This window comes from Curtobacterium sp. ME-Dv--P-122a (assembly GCF_030209645.1).
Taxonomy (GTDB): Bacteria; Actinomycetota; Actinomycetes; order Actinomycetales; family Microbacteriaceae; genus Curtobacterium; species Curtobacterium flaccumfaciens.
Genome location: NZ_JARVRO010000013.1, coordinates 20,703 through 46,219, shown reverse-complemented (window position 1 = coordinate 46,219; position 25,517 = coordinate 20,703). Strand labels below are relative to the sequence as shown.

At 67.3% G+C, this 25,517-nt stretch carries 26 protein-coding genes; 10 read left to right on the top strand and 16 right to left on the bottom strand.

The window, feature by feature from the left end; all coding sequences use genetic code 11:
- Positions 1-3: 3 nt before the first annotated feature.
- From QRN49_RS13555 to QRN49_RS13550, 3 genes are all read right to left on the bottom strand, one after another.
- Positions 4-423: a DUF1648 domain-containing protein gene (locus tag QRN49_RS13555; protein ID WP_259476939.1), complete on the bottom strand. Its 420-nt coding sequence runs from the start codon at positions 421-423 to the stop codon at positions 4-6.
- A gap of 37 nt (positions 424-460) precedes the next feature.
- The gene (locus QRN49_RS17955; protein ID WP_194624162.1) at positions 461-664 is read right to left on the bottom strand and encodes a PLD nuclease N-terminal domain-containing protein; all 204 of its coding nucleotides are present in this window, start codon (positions 662-664) and stop codon (positions 461-463) included.
- A gap of 71 nt (positions 665-735) precedes the next feature.
- Entirely contained in the window at positions 736-1,485 is a 750-nt protein-coding gene (locus QRN49_RS13550) for a hypothetical protein (RefSeq protein ID WP_284756395.1), read from the bottom strand.
- Positions 1,486-1,739: 254 nt separating this feature from the next.
- Between QRN49_RS13550 and QRN49_RS13545 the strand changes: the two genes are divergently transcribed.
- The 3 genes from QRN49_RS13545 to QRN49_RS13535 all read left to right on the top strand — a co-directional run bounded on the left by QRN49_RS13545 (position 1,740) and on the right by QRN49_RS13535 (position 4,914).
- Positions 1,740-2,165 (top strand): hypothetical protein, encoded by a 426-nt coding sequence (locus tag QRN49_RS13545; protein ID WP_284756394.1) that lies wholly within the window; start codon positions 1,740-1,742, stop codon positions 2,163-2,165.
- A gap of 416 nt (positions 2,166-2,581) precedes the next feature.
- A complete protein-coding gene (locus tag QRN49_RS13540; protein WP_284756393.1) occupies positions 2,582-3,817 on the top strand; it encodes an acyl-CoA dehydrogenase family protein in 1,236 nt (411 codons plus the stop codon).
- Positions 3,818-4,041: 224 nt separating this feature from the next.
- On the top strand, positions 4,042-4,914 hold the full coding sequence (locus QRN49_RS13535) for a carboxypeptidase-like regulatory domain-containing protein (protein ID WP_284756392.1): 873 nt from the start codon (positions 4,042-4,044) through the stop codon (positions 4,912-4,914).
- Positions 4,915-5,079: 165 nt separating this feature from the next.
- On the opposite strand, the gene QRN49_RS13530 is transcribed toward QRN49_RS13535, so the two are convergent.
- From QRN49_RS13530 to nrdH, 9 genes are all read right to left on the bottom strand, one after another.
- On the bottom strand, positions 5,080-5,541 hold the full coding sequence (locus QRN49_RS13530; RefSeq protein ID WP_284756391.1) for a hypothetical protein: 462 nt from the start codon (positions 5,539-5,541) through the stop codon (positions 5,080-5,082).
- Positions 5,542-5,544: 3 nt separating this feature from the next.
- Positions 5,545-6,084: a hypothetical protein gene (locus QRN49_RS17975; protein ID WP_502869002.1), complete on the bottom strand. Its 540-nt coding sequence runs from the start codon at positions 6,082-6,084 to the stop codon at positions 5,545-5,547.
- A gap of 4 nt (positions 6,085-6,088) precedes the next feature.
- The gene (locus QRN49_RS13520; protein WP_284756390.1) at positions 6,089-6,772 is read right to left on the bottom strand and encodes a hypothetical protein; all 684 of its coding nucleotides are present in this window, start codon (positions 6,770-6,772) and stop codon (positions 6,089-6,091) included.
- A 9-nt stretch (positions 6,773-6,781) separates the two neighbouring features.
- Positions 6,782-7,273 (bottom strand): helix-turn-helix domain-containing protein, encoded by a 492-nt coding sequence (locus tag QRN49_RS13515; protein ID WP_350309136.1) that lies wholly within the window; start codon positions 7,271-7,273, stop codon positions 6,782-6,784.
- A gap of 143 nt (positions 7,274-7,416) precedes the next feature.
- On the bottom strand, positions 7,417-8,232 hold the full coding sequence (locus QRN49_RS13510; RefSeq protein ID WP_284756388.1) for a TIGR04255 family protein: 816 nt from the start codon (positions 8,230-8,232) through the stop codon (positions 7,417-7,419).
- A gap of 224 nt (positions 8,233-8,456) precedes the next feature.
- The gene (nrdF, locus tag QRN49_RS13505; protein ID WP_017886894.1) at positions 8,457-9,431 is read right to left on the bottom strand and encodes a class 1b ribonucleoside-diphosphate reductase subunit beta; all 975 of its coding nucleotides are present in this window, start codon (positions 9,429-9,431) and stop codon (positions 8,457-8,459) included.
- A 90-nt stretch (positions 9,432-9,521) separates the two neighbouring features.
- Complete coding sequence (gene nrdE, locus QRN49_RS13500) at positions 9,522-11,627, bottom strand: class 1b ribonucleoside-diphosphate reductase subunit alpha (RefSeq protein ID WP_110864196.1); 2,106 nt, start codon at positions 11,625-11,627, stop codon at positions 9,522-9,524.
- 17 nt (positions 11,628-11,644) lie between these two features.
- Positions 11,645-12,061 (bottom strand): class Ib ribonucleoside-diphosphate reductase assembly flavoprotein NrdI, encoded by a 417-nt coding sequence (gene nrdI, locus QRN49_RS13495; protein WP_027465945.1) that lies wholly within the window; start codon positions 12,059-12,061, stop codon positions 11,645-11,647.
- A gap of 111 nt (positions 12,062-12,172) precedes the next feature.
- Entirely contained in the window at positions 12,173-12,406 is a 234-nt protein-coding gene (gene nrdH, locus QRN49_RS13490) for a glutaredoxin-like protein NrdH (protein WP_017886897.1), read from the bottom strand.
- 355 nt (positions 12,407-12,761) lie between these two features.
- On the opposite strand from nrdH, the gene QRN49_RS13485 reads away from it, so the two are divergent.
- From QRN49_RS13485 to QRN49_RS13475, 3 genes are all read left to right on the top strand, one after another.
- On the top strand, positions 12,762-13,967 hold the full coding sequence (locus tag QRN49_RS13485; RefSeq protein WP_111224260.1) for an MFS transporter: 1,206 nt from the start codon (positions 12,762-12,764) through the stop codon (positions 13,965-13,967).
- A gap of 210 nt (positions 13,968-14,177) precedes the next feature.
- Complete coding sequence (locus QRN49_RS13480) at positions 14,178-14,996, top strand: aldo/keto reductase (RefSeq protein ID WP_284756387.1); 819 nt, start codon at positions 14,178-14,180, stop codon at positions 14,994-14,996.
- A gap of 196 nt (positions 14,997-15,192) precedes the next feature.
- The gene (locus QRN49_RS13475) at positions 15,193-15,624 is read left to right on the top strand and encodes a hypothetical protein (RefSeq protein ID WP_284756386.1); all 432 of its coding nucleotides are present in this window, start codon (positions 15,193-15,195) and stop codon (positions 15,622-15,624) included.
- Here the strand turns inward: QRN49_RS13475 and QRN49_RS13470 are convergent.
- The gene (locus QRN49_RS13470; protein ID WP_071405879.1) at positions 15,621-15,959 is read right to left on the bottom strand and encodes a hypothetical protein; all 339 of its coding nucleotides are present in this window, start codon (positions 15,957-15,959) and stop codon (positions 15,621-15,623) included. The two genes, QRN49_RS13475 and QRN49_RS13470, sit on opposite strands and share 4 nt — an antisense overlap.
- Positions 15,960-16,076: 117 nt before the next feature.
- Between QRN49_RS13470 and QRN49_RS13465 the strand changes: the two genes are divergently transcribed.
- Positions 16,077-16,907, top strand: coding sequence for a hypothetical protein (locus QRN49_RS13465; RefSeq protein WP_284756385.1), 831 nt, complete (start codon positions 16,077-16,079; stop codon positions 16,905-16,907).
- A 94-nt stretch (positions 16,908-17,001) separates the two neighbouring features.
- Positions 17,002-17,523 (top strand): ribonuclease H family protein, encoded by a 522-nt coding sequence (locus QRN49_RS13460; RefSeq protein ID WP_027465941.1) that lies wholly within the window; start codon positions 17,002-17,004, stop codon positions 17,521-17,523.
- Positions 17,524-17,760: 237 nt separating this feature from the next.
- Here QRN49_RS13460 and QRN49_RS13455 read toward each other — a convergent pair whose 3' ends face one another.
- A complete protein-coding gene (locus tag QRN49_RS13455) occupies positions 17,761-18,012 on the bottom strand; it encodes a DUF6458 family protein (RefSeq protein WP_027465939.1) in 252 nt (83 codons plus the stop codon).
- Positions 18,013-18,076: 64 nt separating this feature from the next.
- The gene (locus QRN49_RS13450) at positions 18,077-20,647 is read right to left on the bottom strand and encodes a DEAD/DEAH box helicase (protein ID WP_284756384.1); all 2,571 of its coding nucleotides are present in this window, start codon (positions 20,645-20,647) and stop codon (positions 18,077-18,079) included.
- Positions 20,648-20,768: 121 nt separating this feature from the next.
- Here QRN49_RS13450 and QRN49_RS13445 point away from each other — a divergent pair, with 121 nt between their 5' ends.
- Entirely contained in the window at positions 20,769-21,782 is a 1,014-nt protein-coding gene (locus QRN49_RS13445; protein WP_209081585.1) for an LLM class flavin-dependent oxidoreductase, read from the top strand.
- 467 nt (positions 21,783-22,249) lie between these two features.
- Here the strand turns inward: QRN49_RS13445 and QRN49_RS13440 are convergent, their stop codons facing one another.
- Positions 22,250-24,730, bottom strand: a complete 2,481-nt coding sequence (locus QRN49_RS13440; RefSeq protein ID WP_284756383.1) for a beta-glucosidase H — start codon at positions 24,728-24,730, stop codon at positions 22,250-22,252.
- Between the two features lie 176 nt (positions 24,731-24,906).
- Between QRN49_RS13440 and QRN49_RS13435 the strand changes: the two genes are divergently transcribed.
- The gene (locus tag QRN49_RS13435) at positions 24,907-25,497 is read left to right on the top strand and encodes a TetR/AcrR family transcriptional regulator (protein ID WP_284756382.1); all 591 of its coding nucleotides are present in this window, start codon (positions 24,907-24,909) and stop codon (positions 25,495-25,497) included.
- Positions 25,498-25,517 lie beyond the last annotated feature (20 nt).

The following is a 25,517-nucleotide window of genomic DNA, read 5'->3' as shown; positions in this document are numbered from 1 at the left end:
GCGTCACCTTCCACCGCCCCTCGCGGGGGAAAGCAACCAGTACGGGACAAACGCCCACACGGGCGCCGCCGCGAGAAGCCACCAAGCCGTCGGACTCAACGTCGAAGACGCCAATCCCACGATGATCAGCCAGCTCATCGCGAGAGCCGCAACGAACCCTGCGGTGACCGCACACGAGATGCGACCTCTGCGCCGGTCTCGAGCAAAAGCGGAGCCGACCGCCCCCACGAGGAACAGCGACTGTACCGCCGCGAGCAGGATCGCGGTTCCCAACGGAGTTCCGTACCCGCTCGGGCTGCCATCCGGGCCGAACGTCGTCGCGATCCGGTCGGGCAACCGATCCCACCAGACGCTGGTGACCGCGACCTCGACGACGACCGGGAACGCAGCAGCGACGGCTGCGAACACGGCACGCGGATTCATGCTGCGCACAGGGTGCTGATCCGACCGAAAGTTCCCCTCACCGCTGGCCAACGTCGTCACTTCTGGGCTCGATCGACCGTTCGCGGTGCCGAGCTACGAACCACGTTGCCGGCCCGATGATCGGAGCGAACAGGACGACGAGAGTCCATCCAAGCAAACGACGGCCAGAGGTCGACCGAGCTCGGATCAGCGAGATGAACGCTGCGAGTGCGAGGAACAGCGCGAGGAGGGATACGGCCATCAGCACACCGTCGAGCACTGTTGGAACAAGTGGATTCATCATCTGCCCCGCCGCCCAAGACGCCATTCCGCTCACTCCCAGCGGTTGTAGGTGATCGCGCCGTTGCCCTTGGCGCTGAGGCGCTGGATCGAGGAGTAGGTGCTCCACGCAACCGTGCCCCATGGAGTCGGCACACCACGCTTCACGACGACCTTGCACTTCGCAGTGGCCTGTCCGCCGCTGATGTAACCGCTGCTCTTGGAGGTCCTCACTTCAGTGAACGGCTGGACGTTCCTGACGACGGTGCACGAGTACCCGAGCATCTTCCTCGCTGTAGTACCGCTGTACTGGTACGACATCGACACCTTCGTCTCGGTGAGCCGGATTCCGGCGAAGGCGAACCACTGCTTCCCCCACGACGACCGGGATGCGGCCCTGGTCCCCACCCCGACGCCGTTTCCTGCCTGTCCAGCGCCCGACGGTTCCGTTTCTCCCCATTCAAAGTTCCCGTTCGTCCGAACAGTCTCCGGCCCGAGCACCCTCTCATCGGCGGCTGCGGTGGCCGCGGACGCAATGCTCGGATCCAAGAAGTACGAAGCGAGCTCATGGCGCTGATCAGCGCTGAGGCGGTCGAAGGCCGTGATGTCGGACGGGGTTCCGGAAGCGACGAGGTCAGCGCGGACAGCAGACAACACCTCGGACGGCGTTCGCGGTTCAACAGCGTTGCTGTCGGCGGGCGGCGTGACCGTGGCGTTTGCCGGAACGGCGACGATGACGGAACCAGCGACGACGGCGCACGCTGCGCCGATCGAGACGACACGTCCGTAGGTTGACTGCTTCATGAAAATTCCCCTCGCTCTCCGGCCTCAACGCCGGCTTTCGCGTCGGCGGCGTTGCCGACAACGAGCAGTCAACTCAGTGATACATCAGATCTGCAACTTCAGAGATGTTCCGGGCGTGTCGTTGACGCGCGGAGGGCGATCGGCCGATCGAGTGGCACGGCAACGCGGCCCCAGACTCCGAGGATCGGGTCCACAGCGCCAGCCTGCAGGACGGCGTCTGCGAAGCGTCAGACTCGAGGGCGTTGACTACGTTCATGATCACCAAGGGCGTCATCCACCAGGTCGAGAGTGCGACTGTCCGGGATCGCAACGGCGCATCAGTCGGCAAGGTCGTGCAGGTGTTCCCCTCCGACGAGGACGGCAGCGCGGCCTACGTCTGTGTCGCAACCGGACTGCTCGGGCGTCACCAGGCGCTCGTCCCCGCCGACGACGCCACGTTCGACGGCACGGACGTGCACGTCGGGTACACGAAGGACGCGATCAAGGGCGCGCCGTCCCTCGGAGCCGGACGCACCTTGTCCCCCGCCGAGGCGAACGCCGTCCGCGGACACTTCGGGCTGTCCCGCACCGGCGCTGCGACCGGCGACATGGGCGACCCACACGAGAACCTCGATCAGGCTGGGACAGGTCTTGCGGGTGCCGACGACACCGAGGGCGCAGGGACGACACCGCCGGCCTGAACGCCACTTGGGTGAACGGCGCCGAGACCACGGCTATCGCCCACACCAAGCAAGGCAGCGGCCAGTCCTCTGGCGAGCGCGTGTTCCCTCGATGATGCGCGCTCCTCTGAGCGTGGCCGACGCGGGTTTCTCGGAGGAGCGTGCCCGTCTTCGTCCGACGGCCTCCGCGGCCATCGCACACGCGCAGGACCGCGAAGGCGCTGCTGCGAACCCACACCTCGTCGCTGCGCGGTCACGTGTCATGGGAAGTCACCCTCCGACACACATCGACACAACCCTTCTCGCGGGCGTTCGGCGATGCCACAGTCTCGCGATGGCGCACATCTGGTCGGGCTGTCCGCCCACACCGGACGAATCGACACCACATGACGCCACACAACGCGACAGGTAGCAGCCCAGAGCACGAAGGAGTCCTCGTGACCATCAGCAACCAGACCGCCGACAGCACGATCGACGAGGGCGCCGACGACGAACTCCTCGCCCGTTTCCGTCCGATCTTCGACCGCATCGCTGCCGGCGCGTCCGAGCGCGAACGTGACCACCGCCTCCCGTTCGAGGAGATCCGCGAACTCGCCGCCGCAGGATTCGGCGCCGTCCGCGTCCCCGTCGCCCACGGCGGAGCCGGGGCGACCCTGCCCCAGCTGTTCCGCCTGCTGACCGAACTCGCCGCCGCTGACAGCAACATCCCCCAGGCGCTCCGCGGCCACTTCGCACTGGTGGAGGACCGGCTGGTCGCACGGACCGGGGAACGCGAGGCGTGGCTGGACCGCTTCGGCCGCGGTGAGATCGCCGGCAACTCGTGGACCGAGGTCGGGTCGGTGCAGGTCGGCGACGTGATCACGAAGGTGACCCCGCAGCCGGACGGGACGTTCCGGATCACCGGGCAGAAGTACTACTCGACCGGCAGCATCTTCGCCGACTGGATCGACACCTACGCCGAGCGCACGGACACCGGCGAGCGGGTCATCGCGATCGTCGACGCGCACCAGCCCGGGGTCACGCACACCGACGACTGGGACGGGTTCGGGCAGCGCACCACCGGCTCCGGTACCAGCACCTTCGACGACGCCGTCGTGCAGGCCGATGCGGTGATCCCCTTCGACGAGCGGTTCAAGTACCAGACGGCGTTCTACCAGGGCGTGCTGTTGAGCGTCCTCGCCGGGTCCGTCCTCGCAGCCGAGCGGGAGATCGCGCGCGAGGTCCGCAACCGCACCCGCGTCTTCTCAAACGGCAACGCCGACACGTTCGCGGCAGACCCGCAGATCCTCCAGGTCGTCGGCGAGGTGTCGGCGGCCGGGTTCGCCGCCACCGCCATCGTCGACCGCGCCGCCGCAGCCCTGCAGGGTGCGTACGAGGGAGCCGGGCTCGACACAGCCGAGGACGAGCGCCGCAACGACCGCGCCGAACTCGCGACCGCGCAGGCGCAGGTGGCGCTGACCACGCTGGCGACGACGGCGACCTCGCACCTGTTCGACGCGCTCGCGGCGTCGGGGGTGAGCACGACGAAGAACCTCGACCGGCACTGGCGGAACGCTCGCACCGCCGGCAGCCACAACCCGTGGGTGTTCAAGGCGCGGATCATCGGTGATCACGCGGTGAACGGTGCCGAACCGCCCCGCGTCTGGGCGATCGGTGCGACCCGGACCTCGTGACGCCTGTCGTAGCCGGGACGGCTTCCGCGTGACCGCTGCTGCGATGTGCCTGCCCCACCGCCCGCCCGCCGTGCGCGTACAGTCCCTGGCAACGCACGGCTGGCCGACGATCGGGGAACACGATGCGACTGACCACGGCGACGACGCTGGTCGTTGCGCTGGCAACAGGTGCGCTGATCGGCCTCGCACCACCAGCGACTGCGGCCGGATCCGGAACGATCACCGTGCAGCTCACAACGCCCGACGGCACCGCGATCCGGGTGGCGGACGTCGAACTCGCAGCGATCGGCACCGATGTCGTCGTCGGGAACGCCACCACCGACGATGACGGCACCGCGACGTTCACCGGCATCCCCGCACCGGACACCGTCACGGTGACGACGCGGCAGCTCCCACCGCACGGAACGGAGACCTACGCCCCCGGACTCCGCTCGGGCATCGCCGTCCGCGGCGGCTCGACAGTCGCGGTCACCGTGCCGCTCGTGATCGGCGCCACCGTGCAGGGCGGTGTGGTCAGCCCCACTGGACCCGCCGCCGGTCGCCTGATGTACGCCTGGAACGAGGACACCTCGCAGGTGTTCCGGACGACCTCGGACAGCGCGGGCCAGTACCGGTTCGTCGGGTTGAGCACGGGGAAGTACCGCATCGAGGCCTACGCCAGCGGAACGGCGTCGCCCGCCGTCTGGAAGACCCGGGTGTACCAGCAGCGAGGAACGCTCCCGGCTTCGCGAGTGACATTGTCACGGCACTACGCACACAGCGACTACGACCTGGTCGTCTACGCAGCCTCGGCGTCCCGCAGCCCGTCGGCGCAACTGAGCGGTGCGACCGTCACGGTGACGAACGCGACGACCGGAGCATCGTTCTCAACCCGGTTCTCGACGCTGCTCGACAGCGAGCAGACGGCGCAGTTCCAGATCCCCTCCGGGCAGTACGTGGTGGAGCTCCGGACCGTGGCGACGACCGCAACGACCACGCAGGTGCTGTGGCTCGGACGTCCGGGCGGCGTGTACCGGTACGTGGCCGACCGGGCCCAGGCCGTCCCGGTGACGGTCGTGTTCGGCGGCCACGACTTCTGGGGCGGCGCCCTCGGGTGATCCGGCCCCAGCACCATCCCCAGCACATGGCTGGCCGAACGCGGTTGGCTGCGTGACTACACGCGGTCGCGTGAGCAGCAACGGACAGGAGGCGCGGTGCCAGCTGGCACCGCGCCTCCTGTCCGGCACACGGTCGCGGACACGCGACGGTGGCGTCGCCATCTTCTACATGTCGGCGATGAGACGGAGTGTGTAGCCGTCGGGCACCGTCTGGTGTTCGACGTAGTGCATGAACACCGGCGCAGCCTGGTCAGCCGTGAACAGCTCGGCAGGATGCCGGGGCTCGTGCGCCGCCTGCACGTCGATGGTCTCCGTGAGCGGTTCGGTGAGATCGTGGTCACGGCCGACGATGTAGAAGCGGTACTCCCCGTCGTCCTCGCGGCGGCGCAGCTCGACGCTTATCTTCTCGGCGGTGCCACCGGCCTGCAGGTAGGAACCCCCGTACTGCTCCTCAGTCTTGTTGGGGTTGAACATCCAGTCGGCGTCGTCGGGACACCACCAGATCCTCCACGCGAAGTGCTCGTCGTTGTCGAGCAACCCGAGCATGCGCCGTACCTGGTCGGACATCGGCCGAAAGGTCGCATCGAGGATGCTGCTGATGTGGCTGTTCGATTCTTCGATGATCATGTGTCACTTCACTCGTTGGTAGTTGACCGAGGTGATCTCGATGCTTTCCCCGTTCAGTTTGGCGTACGCGGGATGGTCATACGACACTGCCTGGTCGAACGCTTTCTGAGCTTTGTCCGCTGACGTACCGCTCTTGACTTCGATGCCCTCCCACGTCCCGTCGGGCTTCGTCACCAAGCCGTCGTAGATCCGCTCCTTCGTAGCGCCTTCCATGCTCGCTCGCACCTCAAGTGGAAGGAGACGCTCGGAGCGGAGTGGCAGCAGTACGAGCAGTCCTCCCCGCTCCTGCAGCAGTCGTCGATCGACATCGTCTCGCTCGAGCGCATCCACTCCCACGTTCCGCTTGAACTCGTCGAGCTGATCCGCGGGAAGAAGGACATGCTCGGGGCGATCGACGTCGCGACCGAGACCGTGTTGCGTCCGCCGCGTGCGCAACGTTCGATCCGGCCTGGAGGCACGGTTGCGGTCCAGCCGGCAGGGCGCATTGGCAGCGACGCCAACTTTCACCGCGCCGCAGAGTCCGGCCACGGAGCGAGCGAACATGCTTCTAATCAGACGCTTGCAAGACCGCGGAGCGCTTCCGTGCCGCTTCCCTAGCTTCCCGCCGCACGTCGACGTGCTCGTAGTCCCGCGCCAGCCTGTCTTGCGGGCTTGGACTACCAGCTCGCATCCACTCGTCGAATTGACGAATCTCCGCTTCAATAGCCGCGAGATCACCTTGATCCGAATCGGCCAAAACGGATTCGAGCCAGTCCTGCTGTAACTCTGCCTCAACCAGGGTGTGAGCGGACTGTTGATGCAAGGTCCCCAGGTCAACCTCAAGTCGGGTGTAATGCTTAATCAAACGCTGCTGAAGCACGTAAATACCTCGGCCACTGAGGCTAGCGATGCGCTTGTCGACCGTTAGAGCGCCGGCAGACACCGACGTTACATCCACGAATTCAGTCGCGTAATTCTTACTGTCGCGCAGTTCCGGCAGCGGCATCACCCGTAGGTGCCCCTCCCAGTTAGTGATTGACACGCCAGGACGGACCGGAGCGACAGTAATGCGCGGCAGAAGGTTCGGCCCCTTGCGCATAGCACACGGGTGATTGATCACCTGAATCATCATCGGGCCTTCAGGAAAACCCGGCAGTTCGACTTCCGTAAAGATGTCCCCCTGCAAGAGTGGGCGACACCAGGACACAGTACCCACTTCATCATAGAGCCGTTCCGGCTCAATACTGTCCATCGGTAGCCGTCAATTCGCCCGCAACCGCAGGGCGCGATCGCCATCTCCATCAGTGAAAACCTCAAACGCACTGCGCTGATCACGCCAGCCGGGTCGTACGTCATCCAATATATGCTCCATAGTCCTTCGCTGCTCGGCAAGATCTATCAACTCGTCGCGGAACCCGTCGGCATACAGATCGAGCGGTCGAATAATGTAGCCAGCATCAAGCGGCAATGGCATCTCCATCCATTGAGCAGGCTCGGACACGATACCCTTGTCCTCTAAAACATCGAGAAAAGCAGCCAGCTCTGCAAGACGCGCGCGGCGGTCACCGTTAGCGTCGCCCCCTTGTCGCCACTTACGCACAGCAGAGACGCTCACTCCGGTCATTTCGGCGATATCCGTCCAACTCATGCCCCGCTCTAGAGATAGTTCCTCCAGAAGCTCAGCGACCGACTTACGGCTCTTCGCAAGGGACCGCTGGCGCAAGTCGATGCTACGAGCCTCACCGTGGAGCACATGAACTTCGCCTGCTTGGATGTCTATCCGACTACGAAGGTAATCCACCTTCAAGGAAAGAGCCCGAGTCGGACTACCCACTGACCCGGCGACAATATCAGCTGCCCCAGAAAGGACCCCGGCCGTCCCTTGATTCACGATTGTCACAGAAGCCCCCCGCGGAATAGATTTCGAGCCTGATCAGTGATCGACTCTTGGAAAGTCGCGCCAGCTGGGCTGTGTACGGCCGACAGACTCGATTCGACTGTTTGCAAATTGAGAAGCACTCCCCCTCCGGATACAAAGGTTTCGAAGGCATCAAAATCCAAGACAAAGAACGGACCGACTTCCGGCTGAACTCGAAGTAGATTCTCCGAGCCAACAACGGATGGACCATTTAGTGCCGCGTATTGGAAATTCAGCTGCCGCCCGGCGCCAAGGTCATAGGAAGCGTGTCCTTGCATACTCGACGCCGTGGCTCCGTGCGGAGCAAAGCCCACCACACTGAGTAGCCGGGAATCAATCCATTCGGACCAGTCACCCACTTCTGAAACTTCTCCGGGTACGCGAATCTCATCGATATACCGCAACCCGATCCGCTCAAGCGCCGGAGCCGCGCCCGCCTCCAGAAGAGCAGTACTTGCAGCAGAGAGAGCAGACAGTAGAATGTCAAAATCTTCGTAGTTCGTCGTTTCATATGCAATGAAGGTCGACGCGATACTCAAGCTCTCGGTGCGTGCCAGATTTTTGAGCATAATGCCGGTCACCGGCTCCACTGGCTGAGGTCCGTTTGGGCCAACCGTGAATTGATGGCGCTCGAATCGCTCGGCTATAGGAAATCTCGCTTCGAGCGCAATTTGAATGCGATCGCGGGTCTCCTGCTGTCGAAGTCGCGCGGCATCTGAGAAGCGCACCTCCGCGGCGACCAACGCCAGGGGAGAGTGCGAGAAGACCTCACGTTTTGGATACATGCTGACCATCCACGTCCGAAGACTACAACCGAAACCTGTACCTGAACAGACACCGATCCGGGTTCGACGTAGCTTGTTCTCGCTTCCGGCCGAGCACTACTCTGTTGGCCGGCGATGAGTCGGGGTGATGCTCTCCGCTGGGACCACCCGAAGGCACAGGAGTGCGGGACCCAGCACAGCAGAACGCCCCGCCGGCCGAAGCCAGCGGGGCGTCCCCACGAGTCAGACCAGGATCAGAAGTCCCAGTCCTCGTCCTCGGTGTTCACGGCCTTGCCGATGACGTACGACGAGCCGGACCCCGAGAAGAAGTCGTGGTTCTCGTCCGCGTTCGGCGACAGGGCGGAGAGGATGGCCGGGTTCACGTCCGTGATGTTCTTCGGGAACATCGGCTCGTAGCCCAGGTTCATCAGCGCCTTGTTGGCGTTGTAGTGCAGGAACTTCTTGACGTCCTCGGTCAGACCGACCTCGTCGTAGAGGTCCTGCGTGTACTGCACCTCGTTCTCGTACATCTCGAACAGCAGCGAGAACGTGTAGTCCTTGAGCTCGTCGCGCTCGGCCTGCGTGAGGGTCTCGAGGCCCTTCTGGTACTTGTACCCGATGTAGTACCCGTGGACGGCTTCGTCACGGATGATCAGGCGGATCAGGTCGGCAGTGTTCGTGAGCTTGGCGCGCGACGACCAGTGCATCGGCAGGTAGAAGCCCGAGTAGAACAGGAACGACTCGAGCAGCGTCGAGGCGACCTTGCGCTTCAGCGGGTTGTCGCCCTGGTAGTAGTCCATCACGATGGACGCCTTCTTCTGCAGGTTCGGGTTCTCCTCGGACCAGCGGAAGGCCTCGTCGATCTCACGCGTCGACGCGAGGGTCGAGAAGATCGACGAGTAGGACTTGGCGTGCACCGACTCCATGAACGCGATGTTCGTGTAGACGGCTTCCTCGTGCGGGGTGATCGCGTCGGGGATGAGCGACACGGCGCCGACGGTGCCCTGGATGGTGTCGAGCAGCGTCAGACCGGTGAACACACGCATGGTCAGGGTCTGCTCGGCCGGCGTCAGCGTGTTCCACGACTGCACGTCGTTCGACAGCGGCACCTTCTCGGGCAGCCAGAAGTTGTTGACGAGACGGTTCCAGACCTCGACGTCCTTGTCGTCCTGGATGCGGTTCCAGTTGATGGCCTGGACCCGATCAATGAGCTTCAGCTTCTCGACCAACGTGTGTTCCTTACAGAGATGGTGACTAAGTGACGGACTGGAGGCGCGGTGCGGGTTGGCACCGCGCCTCCAGGGAGCAGAGCGACAGCTCTACAGCATGCAGCTGACGCAGCCCTCGACCTCCGTGCCCTCCAGCGCGAGCTGGCGGAGACGGATGTAGTAGATCGTCTTGATGCCCTTGCGCCATGCGTAGATCTGCGCCTTGTTGATGTCACGCGTGGTGGCGGTGTCCTTGAAGAACAGCGTCAGGGACAGGCCCTGGTCCACGTGCTGCGTCGCCGCTGCGTACGTGTCGATGATCTTCTCGGCACCGATCTCGTACGCGTCCTGGTAGTAGTCCAGGTTGTCGTTCGTCATGAACGGCGCCGGGTAGTAGACGCGGCCGAGCTTGCCTTCCTTGCGGATCTCGATCTTCGACGCGATCGGGTGGATCGACGACGTCGAGTGGTTGATGTACGAGATCGAACCGGTCGGCGGGACGGCCTGCAGGTTCTGGTTGTAGATGCCGTGCTCCTGGACCGACGCCTTCAGCGCCTTCCAGTCGTCCTGCGTCGGGATCGTGATGTTCGCGTTGTCGAACAGCGAAGCAACACGAGCGGTCGCCGGCGTCCACGTCTGGTCGGTGTACTTGTCGAAGAACTCACCCGACGCGTACTTCGAGTCGCGGAAGCCGTCGAAGGTCTCGCCGGTCTCGATCGCGATCTTGTTCGACGCACGAAGGGCGTGGAACAGCACCGTGTAGAAGTAGATGTTCGTGAAGTCGATGCCCTCTTCGGAGCCGTAGTAGACGCGCTCACGAGCGAGGTAGCCGTGCAGGTTCATCTGGCCGAGGCCGATGGCGTGCGACTTGTCGTTGCCGTCCTCGACGGAACGCACCGAGGTGATGTGCGACATCTGCGAGACCGAGGTCAGGCCGCGGATGGCGGTCTCGATGGTCTTGCCGAAGTCGGGCGAGTCCATCGTCAGCGCGATGTTCAGGGAGCCGAGGTTGCAGGAGATGTCCTTGCCGATCTCCTTGTAGGACAGGTCCTCGTTGAAGGTCGTCGGGGTGTTGACCTGCAGGATCTCCGAGCACAGGTTGGACATGTTGATCCGACCCTTGATCGGGTTGGCCTTGTTCACCGTGTCCTCGAACACGATGTACGGGTAGCCCGACTCGAACTGGATCTCGGCGATGGTCGTGAAGAAGTCACGCGCCTTGATCTTCGTCTTCTTGATGCGCGAGTCGTCGACCATCGCGCGGTAGTTCTCGGAGATCGGGACGTCGCCGAAGGGGACGCCGTAGACCTTCTCGACGTCGTACGGCGAGAACAGGTACATGTCCTCGTTGTTCTTCGCGAGCTCGAACGTGATGTCCGGCACGACGACGCCGAGGGACAGCGTCTTGATGCGGATCTTCTCGTCGGCGTTCTCGCGCTTGGTGTCGAGGAACTTCATGATGTCCGGGTGGTGGGCGCTGAGGTAGACCGCGCCGGCACCCTGACGCGCACCGAGCTGGTTCGCGTAGGAGAAGGAGTCTTCCAGCAGCTTCATCACGGGGATGATGCCCGAGGACTGGTTCTCGATCTGCTTGATCGGGGCGCCGGCCTCGCGGATGTTGGAGAGGAGCAGGGCCACGCCGCCGCCGCGCTTCGAGAGCTGCAGCGACGAGTTGATGCCGCGCGAGATCGACTCCATGTTGTCCTCGATGCGGAGCAGGAAGCAGGAGACGAGCTCGCCGCGCTGTGCCTTCGCCGTGTTGAGGAACGTGGGGGTCGCGGGCTGGAAGCGGCCGGCGACGATCTCTTCGACCAGGTCGATGGCGAGCTGCTCGTTGCCCTGGGCCAGGCCGAGGGCGGTCATGACGACGCGGTCCTCGAAGCGCTCCAGGTACCGCTTGCCGTCGAACGTCTTGAGCGTGTAGCTCGTGTAGTACTTGAACGCGCCGAGGAACGTCTGGAACCGGAACTTCTTCGAGTACGCCAGGTCGTTGAGTCGCTGGATGAAGTCCAGCGAGTACATGTCGATCGTGGCTTTTTCGTAGTACTCGTTCTCGACCAGGTAGTCGAGCCGCTCCTTCAGGTTGTGGAAGAAGACGGTGTTCTGGTTGACGTGCTGCAGGAAGAACTGCTTGGCGGCCTCACGATCCTTGTCGAACTGGATGTTCCCGTCCGCGTCGTAGAGGTTGAGCATCGCGTTGAGGGAGTGGTAGTCCATCCCCGTCTGCGGCGACGTCAGATCGACGTCTGCAACTGCTGCGTCCAAAATGCATCCAATCCTGAGTTGACCGCCGACACGTCGTCAGGGGTCCCGAAGAGTTCAAACCTGTACAGAAGGGGGACGTTGCACTTCTGCGCGATGACGTCCCCTGCGAGGCCGTACGCCTCGCCGAAGTTCGTGTTGCCACCCACCACCACGCCGCGGATGAGCGAGCGGTTGTGGGCGTCGTTGAGGAACTTGATGACCTGCTTGGGGACTGCACCCTCGCCGTTGCCGCCACCGTAGGTGGGCAGGACCAGGACGTAGGGCTCGTCGACGTGCAGGAACGGTTCGCTCGGGTAGAGCGGGATCCGGTCCGCGTCGCGGCCGAGCTTCTCGACGAAGCGCGCGGTGTACCCGGACACGCTCGAGAAGTAGACCAATCGGCTCATGGTGCGCTCCTCTGGAGAAGGTGCGGAACAGGCGGACCGGGGGGTGTCCTGCGGGCGATCGCCGGGCCTCCTGAACGGGACCGGGGTGACCGTCCGCAGGACGGGAGACGACTACGCCAGTTCGGCGCTGAGGGTCGCGATCTTGTCGGGGCGGAAGCCCGACCAGTGGTCGTCGTCCGTGACGACGACGGGGGCCTGCATGTAGCCCAGGCTCTTGACGTGCTCAAGCGCTGCTTCGTCCGTGGAGACGTCGTGCACTTCGTACTCGATGCCCTTGTTGTCGAGGGCCCGGTACGTCGCGGTGCACTGGACGCAGGACGGCTTGGTGTAGACGGTGACGGCCATGTTCTCCCCTGGTTCCTACTGGTTTCTGCTGTGCTGTGGAGGTGGTGCTGATGTCTGTCCGCAGTCGTGTCCGGGAGGGGCCGCTGCGATGCCTCCACACTACATCTAGTGGCTAGCCGCAGCACCGACCACAAGAGGAAGTGTTACAGCCATGTAGTTCTCCACAACGTCCTCCACAGTCTGTGGATTCCCGGGAGGCCCGAGTTTCCGCCAGTCTGCGGCCGACCACCGACACTTCCCCACACCGGTGGACAGTCCCGATCCACAGATGTGGAATCAACGCATCGGCGTGTCGCGAACCGCCCCTCCCCAGGACGGGGGACACCCCCGTCCGGCCGGTCCGTACACTCGTCTCGTGAGTACGTACGGGCCCCTCCTGAAGACCCCTGGCGTGGGTCGTGTCATCGCCGCACAGCTCACCGCACGGTTCCCGTTCGGCATGCTGTCGCTGGCCTACTTGCTGCACGTCGAGCACGTGTTCGACTCCTACGGCGCGGCCGGGCTGGTGCTCGCGACGACGAGCATCGGGCAGGCACTGGCCGGCCCCCTGACGAGCCGGTGGATGGGCAGCTGGGGCATGCGCCCCGTCCTCATCCTGACGAGCATCGTCGCGCTGATCAGCATGGTGGTCATCGCGTTCGTGGTCATGCCGCTCTGGGGCTACGTGGTGGTCGGGTTCCTCGGCGGCCTGGCGGTCCCGCCCGTGCAGCCGGCAGTGCGCACCATCTACCCGAAGATGGTGACCTCGGCGCAGCTCACACCCCTCTTCTCCCTCGACGCCAGCGCGCAGGAGCTCATCTGGGTCGCCGGCCCGGTCATCACCACCTTCGTCGCCACCCAGGTCGGCACGGTCGAGGCGATCGTCGTCGCGATGGTCTTCCTGGTCGTCGGCGGCGCGTGGTTCATCGCCTCCCCCGAGCTCGGCCGCGTCCGCATCCCCCGTTCCAAGCGCGCCTTCGGTGTCGTGCTGAAGCGCCCCGCCGTCGTCGTCGCCACCCTGACCGGTCTGCTGCTCATCGGAGCGTGCGCCGCGGTCGAGGCGAGCGTCACCAGCGTCTTCGGCGAGGGCAGCCCGAACGCCGGCATCGTCCTCGCGGTGTTCGCGGTCGGCTCGCTCGTCGGCGGCCTGGCGTTCGGCCACCGCCCCATCTCCCGCAACACCCTGTGGACGCGCATGGCCGTCGTCTTCGTCGGCCTCACCCTGGCCCTCGGCGGCACGGGGTTCTGGTGGCTCTGCCTGGCCCTGGTCATCGCGGGTGTGGGCATCGCGCCGGCCCTCGCGGTGATGTTCGGTTCGGTCTCCGCCACCGTCAAGTTCTCCGACACCGCCGAGGCCTACGGCTGGATGGGCACCGGCCAGCTGATCGGTGCCGCCGGCGGTTCGGCGATCGCCGGCTTCCTGATCGACGGCAGCGGCCCCGTCGGCGGCTTCACCGTCGGCGCCGTGATGGCCGGCCTGGGCGTGCTGCTCCCCCTGGCGATGCGCAGCTGGCTGCCCGACCTGCGCGGCCGTGACGCCAGCCCCCTCCCCGACACCGAGCCGGTGCACCTGCCGACGTGAGCGGGCGCGGCGTCGGGCGGCGGCGGGCGGTTTCGGGCGTACCTGGTCGAATCGGGCGTACCTGGTCGGAAGTTCTGACCAGGTACGCCCGTTTCCACTCGCCATCGCGGCCGGTATGGGAAGGAACGTGCGCCCGGCATACGGGTCGCGTTCTCCACAGATGGCCTGGAGGCCCGGCGCGCGCCCGCCAGGCACCGCCAGGATGGGTGCATGGTCACCTCAGTTCCCCTGCGCGACGGCGGCTCGATCCCCGCGATCGGCTTCGGCGTCTACAAGGTCGACGATGCTGAAGCGGAGACGGCGGTCGGCCTCGCGCTGGACGCCGGCTACCGGCACGTCGACACCGCCGAGATGTACGGCAACGAGACCGGCGTCGGCAAGGCGATCCGGGCCTCCGGGCTGGACCGTGACGACGTCTTCGTGACGACCAAGGTGTGGAACGACCACCAGGGGCGCGACGCGACCCTGCGGGCATTCGACGGCAGCCTCGAGCGGCTGGGGCTCGACGCCGTCGACCTCTACCTGATCCACTGGCCCGCCGCCGCGAACGACCGCTACGTCGAGACCTGGCGCGCTCTGGTGGAACTGCGTGAATCAGGGCGGGCACGGAGCATCGGTGTCTCGAACTTCCAGGTGCCGCACCTGCAGCGGCTCATCGACGAGACCGGCGAGGTACCGGCGCTGAACCAGGTCGAACGGCACCCGTGGCTGCCGCAGCGCGAACTCATCGCGTTCCACGAGCAGCACGACATCGCGACCGGGGCGTGGTCGCCGCTCGGTCGTGGGCGCCTGATCGACGAGCCGGTACTGACCGACATCGCGGACGCGCACGGCGTGAGCGTGGCGCAGGTGCTCGTGCGGTGGAACGTGCAGCAGGGCGTGGTGGTGCTGCCGAAGTCGGTCACGCCGTCCCGGATCCGCTCGAACCTCGACGTCGACGGCTTCGTACTGACCGACGACGAGCTCGCGGCGATCGCGACGCTCGAGTCCGGGCAGCGGACGGGCTCCCACCCGGACTCGGTGTCGTAGCCGGGCGGGGTACGCACTCTTCAGCCACAGCGAGTGACGGGCCGTACTGTCGAGGGGTGATCGATCCTCAACAGACCGCCCGTGAACACCTGCGCCCCGATGAGCACCTGTACTGGGCCGGCACGAGCGATCCGGCCAGGCTCCTCTCGGGCCGCGACGGATTCCTCATCCGTTCTCGCTGTTCTGGTGCGGATTCGTGGCGTTCTGGACCGTCTCGGCCGTGACGAGCGGAGCGCCGCCCTTCTTCTTGGTCGTCGGGTCGCTGTTGACGTTGATGGGCCTGCACCTGCTCGTCGGACGGTTCCTCGTGAAGCGGTACCGCAAGCGGACGACCGCCTACGCCGTGACCGATCGCCGGGCCCTCGTGATCACCCCTCGCGGCACGCGGGAGGTCTCGATCGGCCGCACCGACCGCACCGTGAGCTGGACCGGCGACCGACGGCACTGCAACGTCGAGTGGGACGCGACGGGAGGCGGACCGGGATCGATGCTCTTCGGTTGGGGGACGAACGCGAAGGTCTACGCGAACACCGGTCTCAACGGCTTCTTCGGGCCACAGCCGATGGCGTTCTGGGACGTCACCGATGGCGAGGCTCTCGTGCGCGAACTCGACCGGGCGTCGGGCTAGCCCCGGCGGTCCTCCTCGGACTGCCACGGCAGGTGCAGGTCACCCGGTTCGGGCTCGACATCGCCGGCGTCGTCCGCGCCGCCCGTCCCGGGGGCCGCGATGACCTTGGACGGGTCGATGCCGTCCGCACGCAGGTCGGCATCGTCGCGTTGCTTCGTCTGGGACGCGTCCATCTCGCGCTCGCTCGACGGGCTGTACGACGTGTCCGCTGCTCGCTGCTCGCGTCCGCTGACCCCGTCGACGTCGTCGCTGTGCGCGGCGTCGCGGAGCGCGTCGTTGCGTGCGCGGTCGTCGGACGGTTCGGGGCCGGGGGCGTTCGGGATGCTGTCGCTCATGGGGTTTCCTCCTGCAGCGGACGGTAGTCCTCGGCCCCGTGTAACGAGTCTGGCTCGGTCCGATCCCCGCACTCGATGACGTCCCTGGCCCCGCTACGCTGCCGACGAGGGGGAACGATGGGACGAACACGGACCGCGACGACCGCGGTGATCGGCTCGGCACTGGTGGGGCTGCTGCTCGCCGGGTGCACGGCGTTCGGCGGCGACGACGCGATCCCGACGCCGACGCGTCAGGCATCACTCGACGGGACGAGCCGGAGCCCGGGAGCCGACCCGACCTCCGCCGCACAGCAGGTCAGCACACCGCAGGTCTTGGCGGCCGGCACGGTCGCCGCCGAGACCGATGTCGTCTCGGCGAGCGGTGACACCCGGATCCACGTGCGGGTCGTCGCGAACGAGAGCGGCACCTTCGACGCCGAGTTGTCCGGCTACCGCACGACGAACCCGCAGTGGATGAGCTTGGAGTTCCGCGGAGGTGACGCCGACGGTGCCGGCGACGCCAGCGGGTACCGTGCCGGAGTCGTCATCTGGGACCCGGAGACCGGCGCTCCGGACTCGGTCGGGCTGTCAGACGCCGGCCCCACTCCGGACTTTCTGCACAGCGTCGCGCTCGTGCCGGCGCCGTCTGATGACGGGGACGATTCCGGACGCACCGGCATCGGCTCCGTGCTCGCAATCGCTCCGTTGCACTGGACGATCCCCGACCCGTACCCGGACCTGCAGGTCGACGTGGGCGCATCGCGGCCCGGGGCGAACGGTTGGGTGCACGAACGTGACGGCGTGCCGGTGTCGTACCAGGTGTCGAGCGACGACGCGCAGGTGACGGTCGCTGAGCGCTTGGGCATCACCGTCGCGCAACTCCGCTGGCTGAACCCGTCGCTGCAGACGGGAGCGGACGACCAACTCATCACGGACACCGATCTCAACCTGGATCCCGCAGCGCGCTGATCCGGTCGCCGCCCCGCCGGACGGAGCCCGTCCGTACGGTCGGTTACGGTTGACCAGCACTCGCGAGCACTCGGCACCACCAGGAGGTCCCATCGTGACGATCGTCGCCGCCGCAGACGGCTCAGCCCTCGGCAACCCCGGCCCTGCCGGATGGGCCTGGTACGTCGACGACGACCGGTGGGCGGCCGGAGGCTGGCCCCGCGCGACGAACAACATCGGCGAGCTCACCGCCGTGCTGCAGCTGCTCCGTGCCACGAAGGACACCGGCGAGCCGCTGCACATCCTGTGCGACAGCCAGTACGCCATCAAGGCCTGCACCGAGTGGCTCGCCGGCTGGAAGCGCAAGGGCTGGCGGAAGGCCGACGGCAAGCCGGTCCTCAACGTCGAGATCATCAAGGAACTCGACGCGGAACTGCAGGGTCGCAAGGTCACGTTCGAGTGGGTCCGCGGCCACGTCGGTCACGAGATGAACGAAGCTGCCGACGTCCGTGCCCGCGGTGCTGCCACCGCGTTCCAGAACGGCACCGACGTGCCGCATGGTCCCGGCTGGCCCGGCGCCGAGGTGCCCGAGCCGTCCGCGCTGCCCGACGCGACCCCGCCCGCGACCCTCTTCTGACGGCGGAGCGGCAAGCAGCGACTTCGGCGGAATCGAAACCGCCAGACGAACCTCCACTCGAACCGGAAGCAGATCTGATGCTCGACAGCACCGCCCCCTTCGACGGAGAGGTGGAACGGGCTCAGTCGCATGCCGTCGAGCGGATCATCGCTCGCGCATCGGCTCTAGGGGCAGACGAATTCCACCCGGCTGACGGGAAGACCGAGCTGGGCGGTCAGTAAGTCCTGTCCCCGCGGGTCAGTAGGTCCCGTCGCGCCGATCCTGGCGGGTGATCTGCTCCCCCGACGCCGGGTCGACGCCCGAGCGCGTGGTGGTCGTGGTGCGGCGACCGCCGAAGGCCACGGCGAGGCTGATGATGAGCAGCACGACACCGGCTGCCATCAGGATGTAGCCGATCAGGCGGAGGTCGATACCGGCGAGCTGGATGTTCAGCGCGAAGGCGACGATCGCGCCGATGACGATCAGGGCGATGCTGGATCCGATGCGCATGACGCAGTCCTCTCGGGTGGGGGTGGTGCCGGAGACGGTACACGTCCGACAACCCCAGCGCCGATCAGTCGACGTCCACCTCGGCCCACCCGTCGAACCGCCCGATCTCGGTGACCCGCACGACTGCCTCGCCGACATCGTCCGAGGCGTCCAGGTCGATCGTCGCTGAGAACCCGAAGTCCTTGTCGCCCTCGGGGTCGGCGAAGATCTGCCGCGCCTTCCAGACCCGGGGTGATGCGGTGGCGCCGCTCTCGTCGAGCACCAGGTACTGCATCGAGCGCGCGTCGGCATCGGTGCCGATGGTGTCGTGCTCCTCGTAGTACTCCTCGAGCACGTTGTCCCACGCGGCTCGGTCGAAGCCCGCGGTCGCGTCGAGTTCCCCGAGCCCGTCGATGTCATCGGCCGCGGCGAGCAGCACCCGCTGGAACAGGGCGTTGCGCACGAGCACCCGGAACGCCCGCGGGTTGCCGGTGAGCCGTGCGGGCTGCGGCGGCGCGATCTCCTCGTGCTCCTCGGACGCCAGCAGGACGTCACCGTTGAGCAGCGCCTCCCACTCGTCGACGAGCGAGGAGTCGGTCTGCCGCACGACCTCGCCCAACCACTCGATCAGGTCGTCGAGCTCCTGGGTCCGCTGTTCCTCGGCGATGGTCTGTCGCATGGTCCGGTACGCGTCGGACAGGTAGCGGAGCACGAGCCCCTCGGAGCGGGTGAGCTGGTAGAAGCGCACGAAGTCGCCGAAGGTCATCGCGCGTTCGTACATGTCGCGGACGACGGCCTTCGGGGACAGCTGGAAGTCGAGCACCCAGGGCTGTTCGGCCGCGTAGGCCTCGTACGCCGCCTCCAACAGCTCGGACAGCGGGCGAGGCCAGGTGACCTCCTCGAGCAGCTCCATCCGCTCCTCGTACTCGATCCCCTCCTGCTTCATGCGGGCGACGGCCTCGCCGCGCTCCTTGAACTGCTGCTGCGACAGGATCGCCCGCGGGTCGTCGAGCGTGGCCTCGACGACCGACACCATGTCCAGCGCGTACGTGGGAGAAGCAGGGTCGAGCAACTCGAACGCGGCGAGCGCGAACGGTGACAGCGGCTGGTTGAGCGCGAAGTTCGGCGCGATGTCGACGGTCAGACGGTAGGCGCCGTCGACCTTCTCGATCACCCGCGCGTTGATGAGGGTCCGGGCGATGACGAGCGCCCGCCGGGCCATCGCGAGCTGCCGCGAGCGCGGTTCGTGGTTGTCGTAGACCAGCGACCGGACCTCCACGAAGGCATCGCCACCACGGGCGACGACGGACAGCACCATCGCGTGCGTGATCCGCATGCGCGAGACCATCGGCTCCGGCTCGGCCGCGATCAGCCGCTCGAACGACGCCTGCCCCCAGGACACGAAGCCCTCGGGCGCCTTCTTCCGCTTGATCTTGTTCTTCTTCTTCGGGTCGTCACCGGCCTTGGCGACGGCGCGGGCGTTCTCGATGTCGTGCTCGGGTGCCTCGGCGACGACGTCGCCCTCGGTGTCGTACCCGGCACGTCCTGCACGACCGGCGATCTGGTGGAACTCCCGCGCGGACAGCTGGCGCATCTTCGTGCCGTCGAACTTCGTCAGCCCGGTGAACAGCACGGACCGGATCGGCACGTTGATCCCGACACCCAGGGTGTCGGTGCCGCAGATGACGGGCAGCAGGCCGCGCTGGGCGAGCTGCTCGACGAGTCGTCGGTACTTCGGGAGCATGCCGGCGTGGTGCACGCCGATGCCCGCCCGGATCAGGCGCGACAGGGTCTGTCCGAATCCGGCGCTGAAGCGGAAGCCGGCGATGGCGTCCGCGATCTGGTCACGGCGTTCGCGCGAGGCGACCTTCGCGGACATCAGCGACTGCGCCCGTTCGAGTGCGGCGGCCTGGGCGAAGTGCACGATGTAGATCGGCGCCTTGCCCTCCTCGAGGAGCCGCTCCACCGTCTCCTGCACGGGCGTCATCACGTACTGGTACTCGAGCGGCACGGGTCGCGAGACACCCGTCACCCGGGCGGTGGGCCGGCCGGTCCGGCGGGACAGGTCGTCGGCGATGGTGGTGACGTCGCCGAGGGTCGCCGACATGAGCAGGAACTGCGCCCGCTCGAGCACGAGCAGCGGCACCTGCCACGCCCAGCCGCGGTCGGGGTCGCCGTAGAAGTGGAACTCGTCCATCACGACGACGTCCACGTCAGCGTCCGGCCCCTGTCGCAGCGCCAGGTTCGCCAAGATCTCGGCGGTGCAGCAGACGATCGGGGCGTCCGCGTTGACGCTCGAGTCGCCGGTGACCATACCGACGTTCTGTGCGCCGAACAGCTCGACGAGCTGGAAGAACTTCTCGGACACCAGCGCCTTGATCGGTGCCGTGTAGTAGCTCCGCTTGCCCTCGGCGAGCGCGGCGAAGTGCGCGCCGGCCGCGACGAGCGACTTCCCGGTGCCGGTCGGCGTGCTCAGCACGACGTTCGCGCCGGAGACGAGCTCGATGACGGCTTCGTCCTGCGCCGGGTACAGCGGTCGGCCGCCCTCCGCGGCCCAGGCCGCGAAGGCCTCGTAGACCTCGTCGGGGTCGACGACGCCGTCCACCGCCGCCGGGATCGCGGCGACGAGCGGGGGCACGGTGGTGACGTCGGTCATGCGCCCATCCTCCCAGGTGCGGCCATGACGGACTGGAGGCGCGGTGCCAGCCCGCCACGGGCCTCCCGTCCGCCCCGCGCCGACTCAGGCGCATTTCGATACGTGCGCATAGACTCGCGCCATGCGCGAACTCGGCTTCCTCTCCTTCGTCCCGAACCACGGCGGCACCGACGGCGCCGCCGGCGCCCTGGAGGACGGCCTGCGCCTGTTCGAGACCGCCGAGTCGCTCGGCTACGGCACGGGCTGGGTGCGCGGACGGCACTTCGAGCCGTACCTGACGAGCCCGATGACCTTCTTCGCGGCCGCCGCCCAACGCACGAGCACCATCGCGTTCGGCACCGCCGTGCTCGGCATGCGCTACGAGGACCCGGTGCGCCTGGCTGAGGACGCGAGCACGGTCGACCTGCTCAGCGGTGGCCGGGTGCAGCTCGGCATCAGCACGGGCATCGCCGGGTACGGCCCGATCCTCGACCCGGTGTTCGGCACGGTCGACCGAAGCTTCCGCGACGAGGCCGAGGCCCGCGCCGCACGGCTGCTCGAGGTCCTCCAGGGCGAGCCCCTCGGCAGCGCCGGCAAGGGCTACGAGAGCATCCCCGCCGGGGCCGACCTGACCCTGCAGCCGCTCAGCCCGGGCCTGCGCGACCGCGTGTGGTGGGGCGGCGGCAGCATGGGCACGGCGGTCCGCACGGCCGAGAAGGGCCTCCTGCTGCACTGCTCGACCCTGAACACCGAGGACACCGGCGCCCCGTTCGCCCAGGCGCAGGCTGACCAGATCGCCGCCTACCGCGAGCGGTTCGCCGAGCTGCACCCGCAGCGCGAGTCCAAGGTCGCCGTGGGCCGGATCGTGGTGCCGCTCCTCGACGACCACGACCGCGAGGTGCACGAGGAGTTCCTGACCGGGTACGCCTCCGGGATGGACGACGAGGGTCGACCGCTCTCGGGCACCCCGCCGTTCCGGTTCAGCAAGGTCGTGTCCGGCGAACCGGCGGCCATCGTCGACGCCCTGCTCGCCGACCCGGCGGTCGCCGCCACCGACGAACTGGTCATCACCCTGCCGGCGAACGGCGACCGTGCCGCGCACGAGCGGATCCTGCGCATCGTGGCCGAGGAGATCGCCCCGGCGCTGCGGGCCTGATCGCTGCGGTCCCGCCCCGCACCACCACCGAGAGTCAAGGGCATCCGGCAGGGCTCTGATCGAGTTGGTGAGGCCCGAGAGTCCTGCCGGATGACCATCTCGTCCCTGATCCGCACGAGATGGTGCACCCATCGTTCCACCTACCGAGCGGTTTGTCACACCGTTCCGCGCACCTGGGACGTATGAAGTTGACCAAGTGTCACTCGTTTTTCCGAACCGGGACGAAGTGCGGCAACCGGTTCACCGGTGCGCATCGGGGCCGGAACGACGAATGCGTCCCCGCGCGGACGCGGGGACGCATTCTGGGACGCACCGGGGAGGCCAGGGCAACAACGGCCGGATCAGGAGACCGAGTCGCTCACCCAGCGACCCCGTAGTCGGTGCGTGCGCGGACGGTAACCAGCCGACTCGCGCACATAGATGTTACTGAATGGAGTTGCGAGCTGCGCGGAAACCGGACGACTTCGTCACTCCAGTTCGAGGGACGTGGTTCCGGCGTCGTCGACGACCGAGGCGCCGACGTGCAGCGTGAAGGTCCCTGACTCGTACTGCCACGAGCCGTCCCAGTGGGCGAAGGCTCGCGCCGGGACCTCGATCGAGACCTCCGTCGAGGCGCCTGCCGCGAGCCGGACCGGGGCGAACCCGACCAGCCAGCGCACCGGACGGTCGACCGCCGACTCCGCACGGGACGCGTAGACCTGCACGACGTGCTTGCCGGCCCGGTCACCCGTGTTCGCGACGGTCGCCGTGACGATGACGGCGTCGCCCTCGCGCACGGTCGGGGTCGCGGAGACGCCCTCGATCGACCACGTGGTGTAGCCCAGGCCGTGCCCGAACGGGTACGCCGGCTCGGTGCCGGCGCGGAGCCAGGCCCGGTAACCGACGTGGACACCCTCGTCGTAGGCGACCTTCCCGTCCACCGGGGTGACGTCGAGCACCGGGACGTCGGCCATCGCGATCGGCCACGTGGTGGGCAGGCGGCCGCCGGGCTCCTGCGCCCCGGTCAGTACATCGGCCAGAGCGTTGCCGTACTCCTGCCCGCCGAACCAGGTCAGCAGCACCGCGGCGACGTCGTTCCGCCACGGCATCTCGACCGGCGACCCGGCGTTCACGACGACGACCGTGTTCGGGTTCGCCGCGGCGACCGCGCGCACCAGGTCGTCCTGGTGACCGGGGAGTGCCAGCGAGGATCGGTCGTAGCCCTCGGACTCGACCTTGGAGTTCGTCCCGACCACGACGACGGCGACGTCCGCACCACGGGCGGCGTCCACCGCGGCCTCGATCAGCACGGCGGGGTCGTCGTCCGACGGCTCGGTGCCGAACTGGTACGCCAGCACCCCGCCGAGCGTCTCGTCCTGCACGATGTCGTACTCGATGCGGATCGCGACCTGCTGTCCCGCTGTCACCTCGACCGGCACCGACCGCGCCGGCGGGTTGAGGAACGCGGCACCGAGCTGGTCGCCCTCGAACGGCACGTCCTCGTCGAGCAGCAGCTCGCCGTCGATCCACATGCGTGACCGTCCGGCCGCGCCGATGCCGAACCGCACGGTCCCGGTCGACTCGGCCGTGTACGTGGTGGTGATGTCGAGCCGGTCGGCCTCACGGGTCGGGGCGTCGCCGCCGAACCAGAACAGTGCCGTCGCGCGGCGGTCCTCGACGAACAGCTCCTCGCCGTCCTTGACGAAGGCGACCCGGGCGCCGGGCTCCCCGGTGCCGGGGTTCGTGATGGTGGACAGCGGGAACTCCGCGATGCCCTCCTGCACGACGGCGCCGATCGCGTAGTCCACGCTCGCGCCGGGGAACGCCGAACGGATGCCGTCCAGCGGTGACACGACCTGCGACGGCACGACCGTGGCCGAGCCACCGCCCTGCGTGCGGGCCTGGTCAGCGTTGTGCCCGATCACCGCGATGCGCGACACGGCGGGGGCGTCGAGCGGCAGGACACCGGTGTTGCGGACCAGGACCGTGCCCTCGGCCTCGGCCTCGCGCACGAACGCGATGCCGTCCTCGACGTGCACGGGCGACGCGGCGACGGGCTCGAAGCCCTCGAGCGCGCCGACGCGTGCGGCCAGGGTCAGGATCCGGCGGACCTTGCGTTCGATCGCCGCCATCGGCACCTCGCCGGACTGCACGGCGGCGAGCAGCGGGCCCTCACTCCACCACGGGTTCGGCCCGGGCATCGCGACGTCCTGCGACGCCTTCGCCGAGTCCACCGAACGCACCCCGGTCCAGTCGGACACGACGATGCCGTCGAAGCCCCACTCCGAGTTGAGCGGGGTCTCGAGCAGGTCGTTCTCCGACGCCGTCACGCCGTTGATCGCGTTGTACGACGACATGATCGCCCAGGCGTGCGCCTCGGTCACGGCCTTCTCGAACGCCAGCAGGTACAGCTCACGCAGCGCGCGGTCCGACACCTCGGTCGACGCGGTGAAGCGGTCGGTCTCGTAGTCGTTCGCGATGTAGTGCTTCGGGGTGGCGGCGACACCGTTCTCCTGCACGCCGTCGACGTACGACGCGGCCAGATCGCCGGTGAGCACCGGGTCCTCGCTGAACGCCTCGAAGTGCCGGCCGCCGAGCGGGGACCGGTGCAGGTTGATGGTCGGGCCGAGCACGACGTCGACGCCCTTGCGGCGGGCCTCCACCGCGGCGGCGGCGCCGTAGCGCTTCGCGATCGCGCGGTCCCACGACGCACTCAGCGCGGTCGCCGACGGCAGGTTCAGGGACGGGTCACGCTCGTCCCACACCTCGCCGCGCACGCCCGACGGTCCGTCCGACATCAGGATCCGGCGCAGCCCGATCTTCTCGATGGGCCAGGTGGTCCAGAAGTCACGTCCGGTGAGCAGCTGCACCTTCTCGTCGGTGGTCAGCTGGCCGAGGAGCGCATCGATGCGCTCGGTCAGCGGCGTCGACGGACTGGAGGCGGTGCTCGCGTCGTTCACGGTGGTCACGGTGGTCGGTCCTCTCGTTCAGGGCCGCGGGGCGCCGCCTGGACGGCCGGGGCCTCGTCGCCCACACCCACCATCCACCGGGTTCGCCGCCCGCGCTGGCAGCTCCTGCACCGTACCACCCAAAACCAACCGTTGCTTGGTTTTCTGGGGTCTCCTGTGGGCGGTACAGTCTGGCCATGGCACGACGGGGTTCGTACGCAAAGGGCATCGCGAAGCGCGAGGAGATCCTCACGGTCGCGCTGGACCTCGTGGCGTCGCAGGGCTTCCGGCGGACGAGCATCAAGGACATCGCCGACGCCGTGGAGCTGACCCAGGCCGGCCTGCTGCACTACTTCGACTCGAAGGACCAGCTCTGGGTCGAGATCCTCCGCCGCCGCGACGAGCTCGACCTCGCGCACGACTGGCAGGCCGCGGACCCGGCGGCCCTGCTCGCGGCGATCGTGCGGCACAACGCCGAGGTCCCGGGCCTGGTGCAGATGTTCGTCAACCTGTCCGCCGCAGCCGCCACCGACGCCGAGCACCCGGCGCACGAGTACTTCCGCGAGCGCTACGAACGCAGCCGTCGCGTGCTGTCCGCCGACTTCCGCACCATGCAGCAGGACGGCCGCTTGCGCACCGACATCGACCCCGACGAACTGACCAGCGTGCTGCTCGCGGTGTCCGACGGCATGCAGATCCAGTGGCTCTTCGACCCCACCCGCGACATGGCCGAGCACGTCGAGCTCGTCGCCCGCCTCGCGATCGCCCAGGTCGCCCCCACCGCCTGACGGGAGGCGCACCGCACATC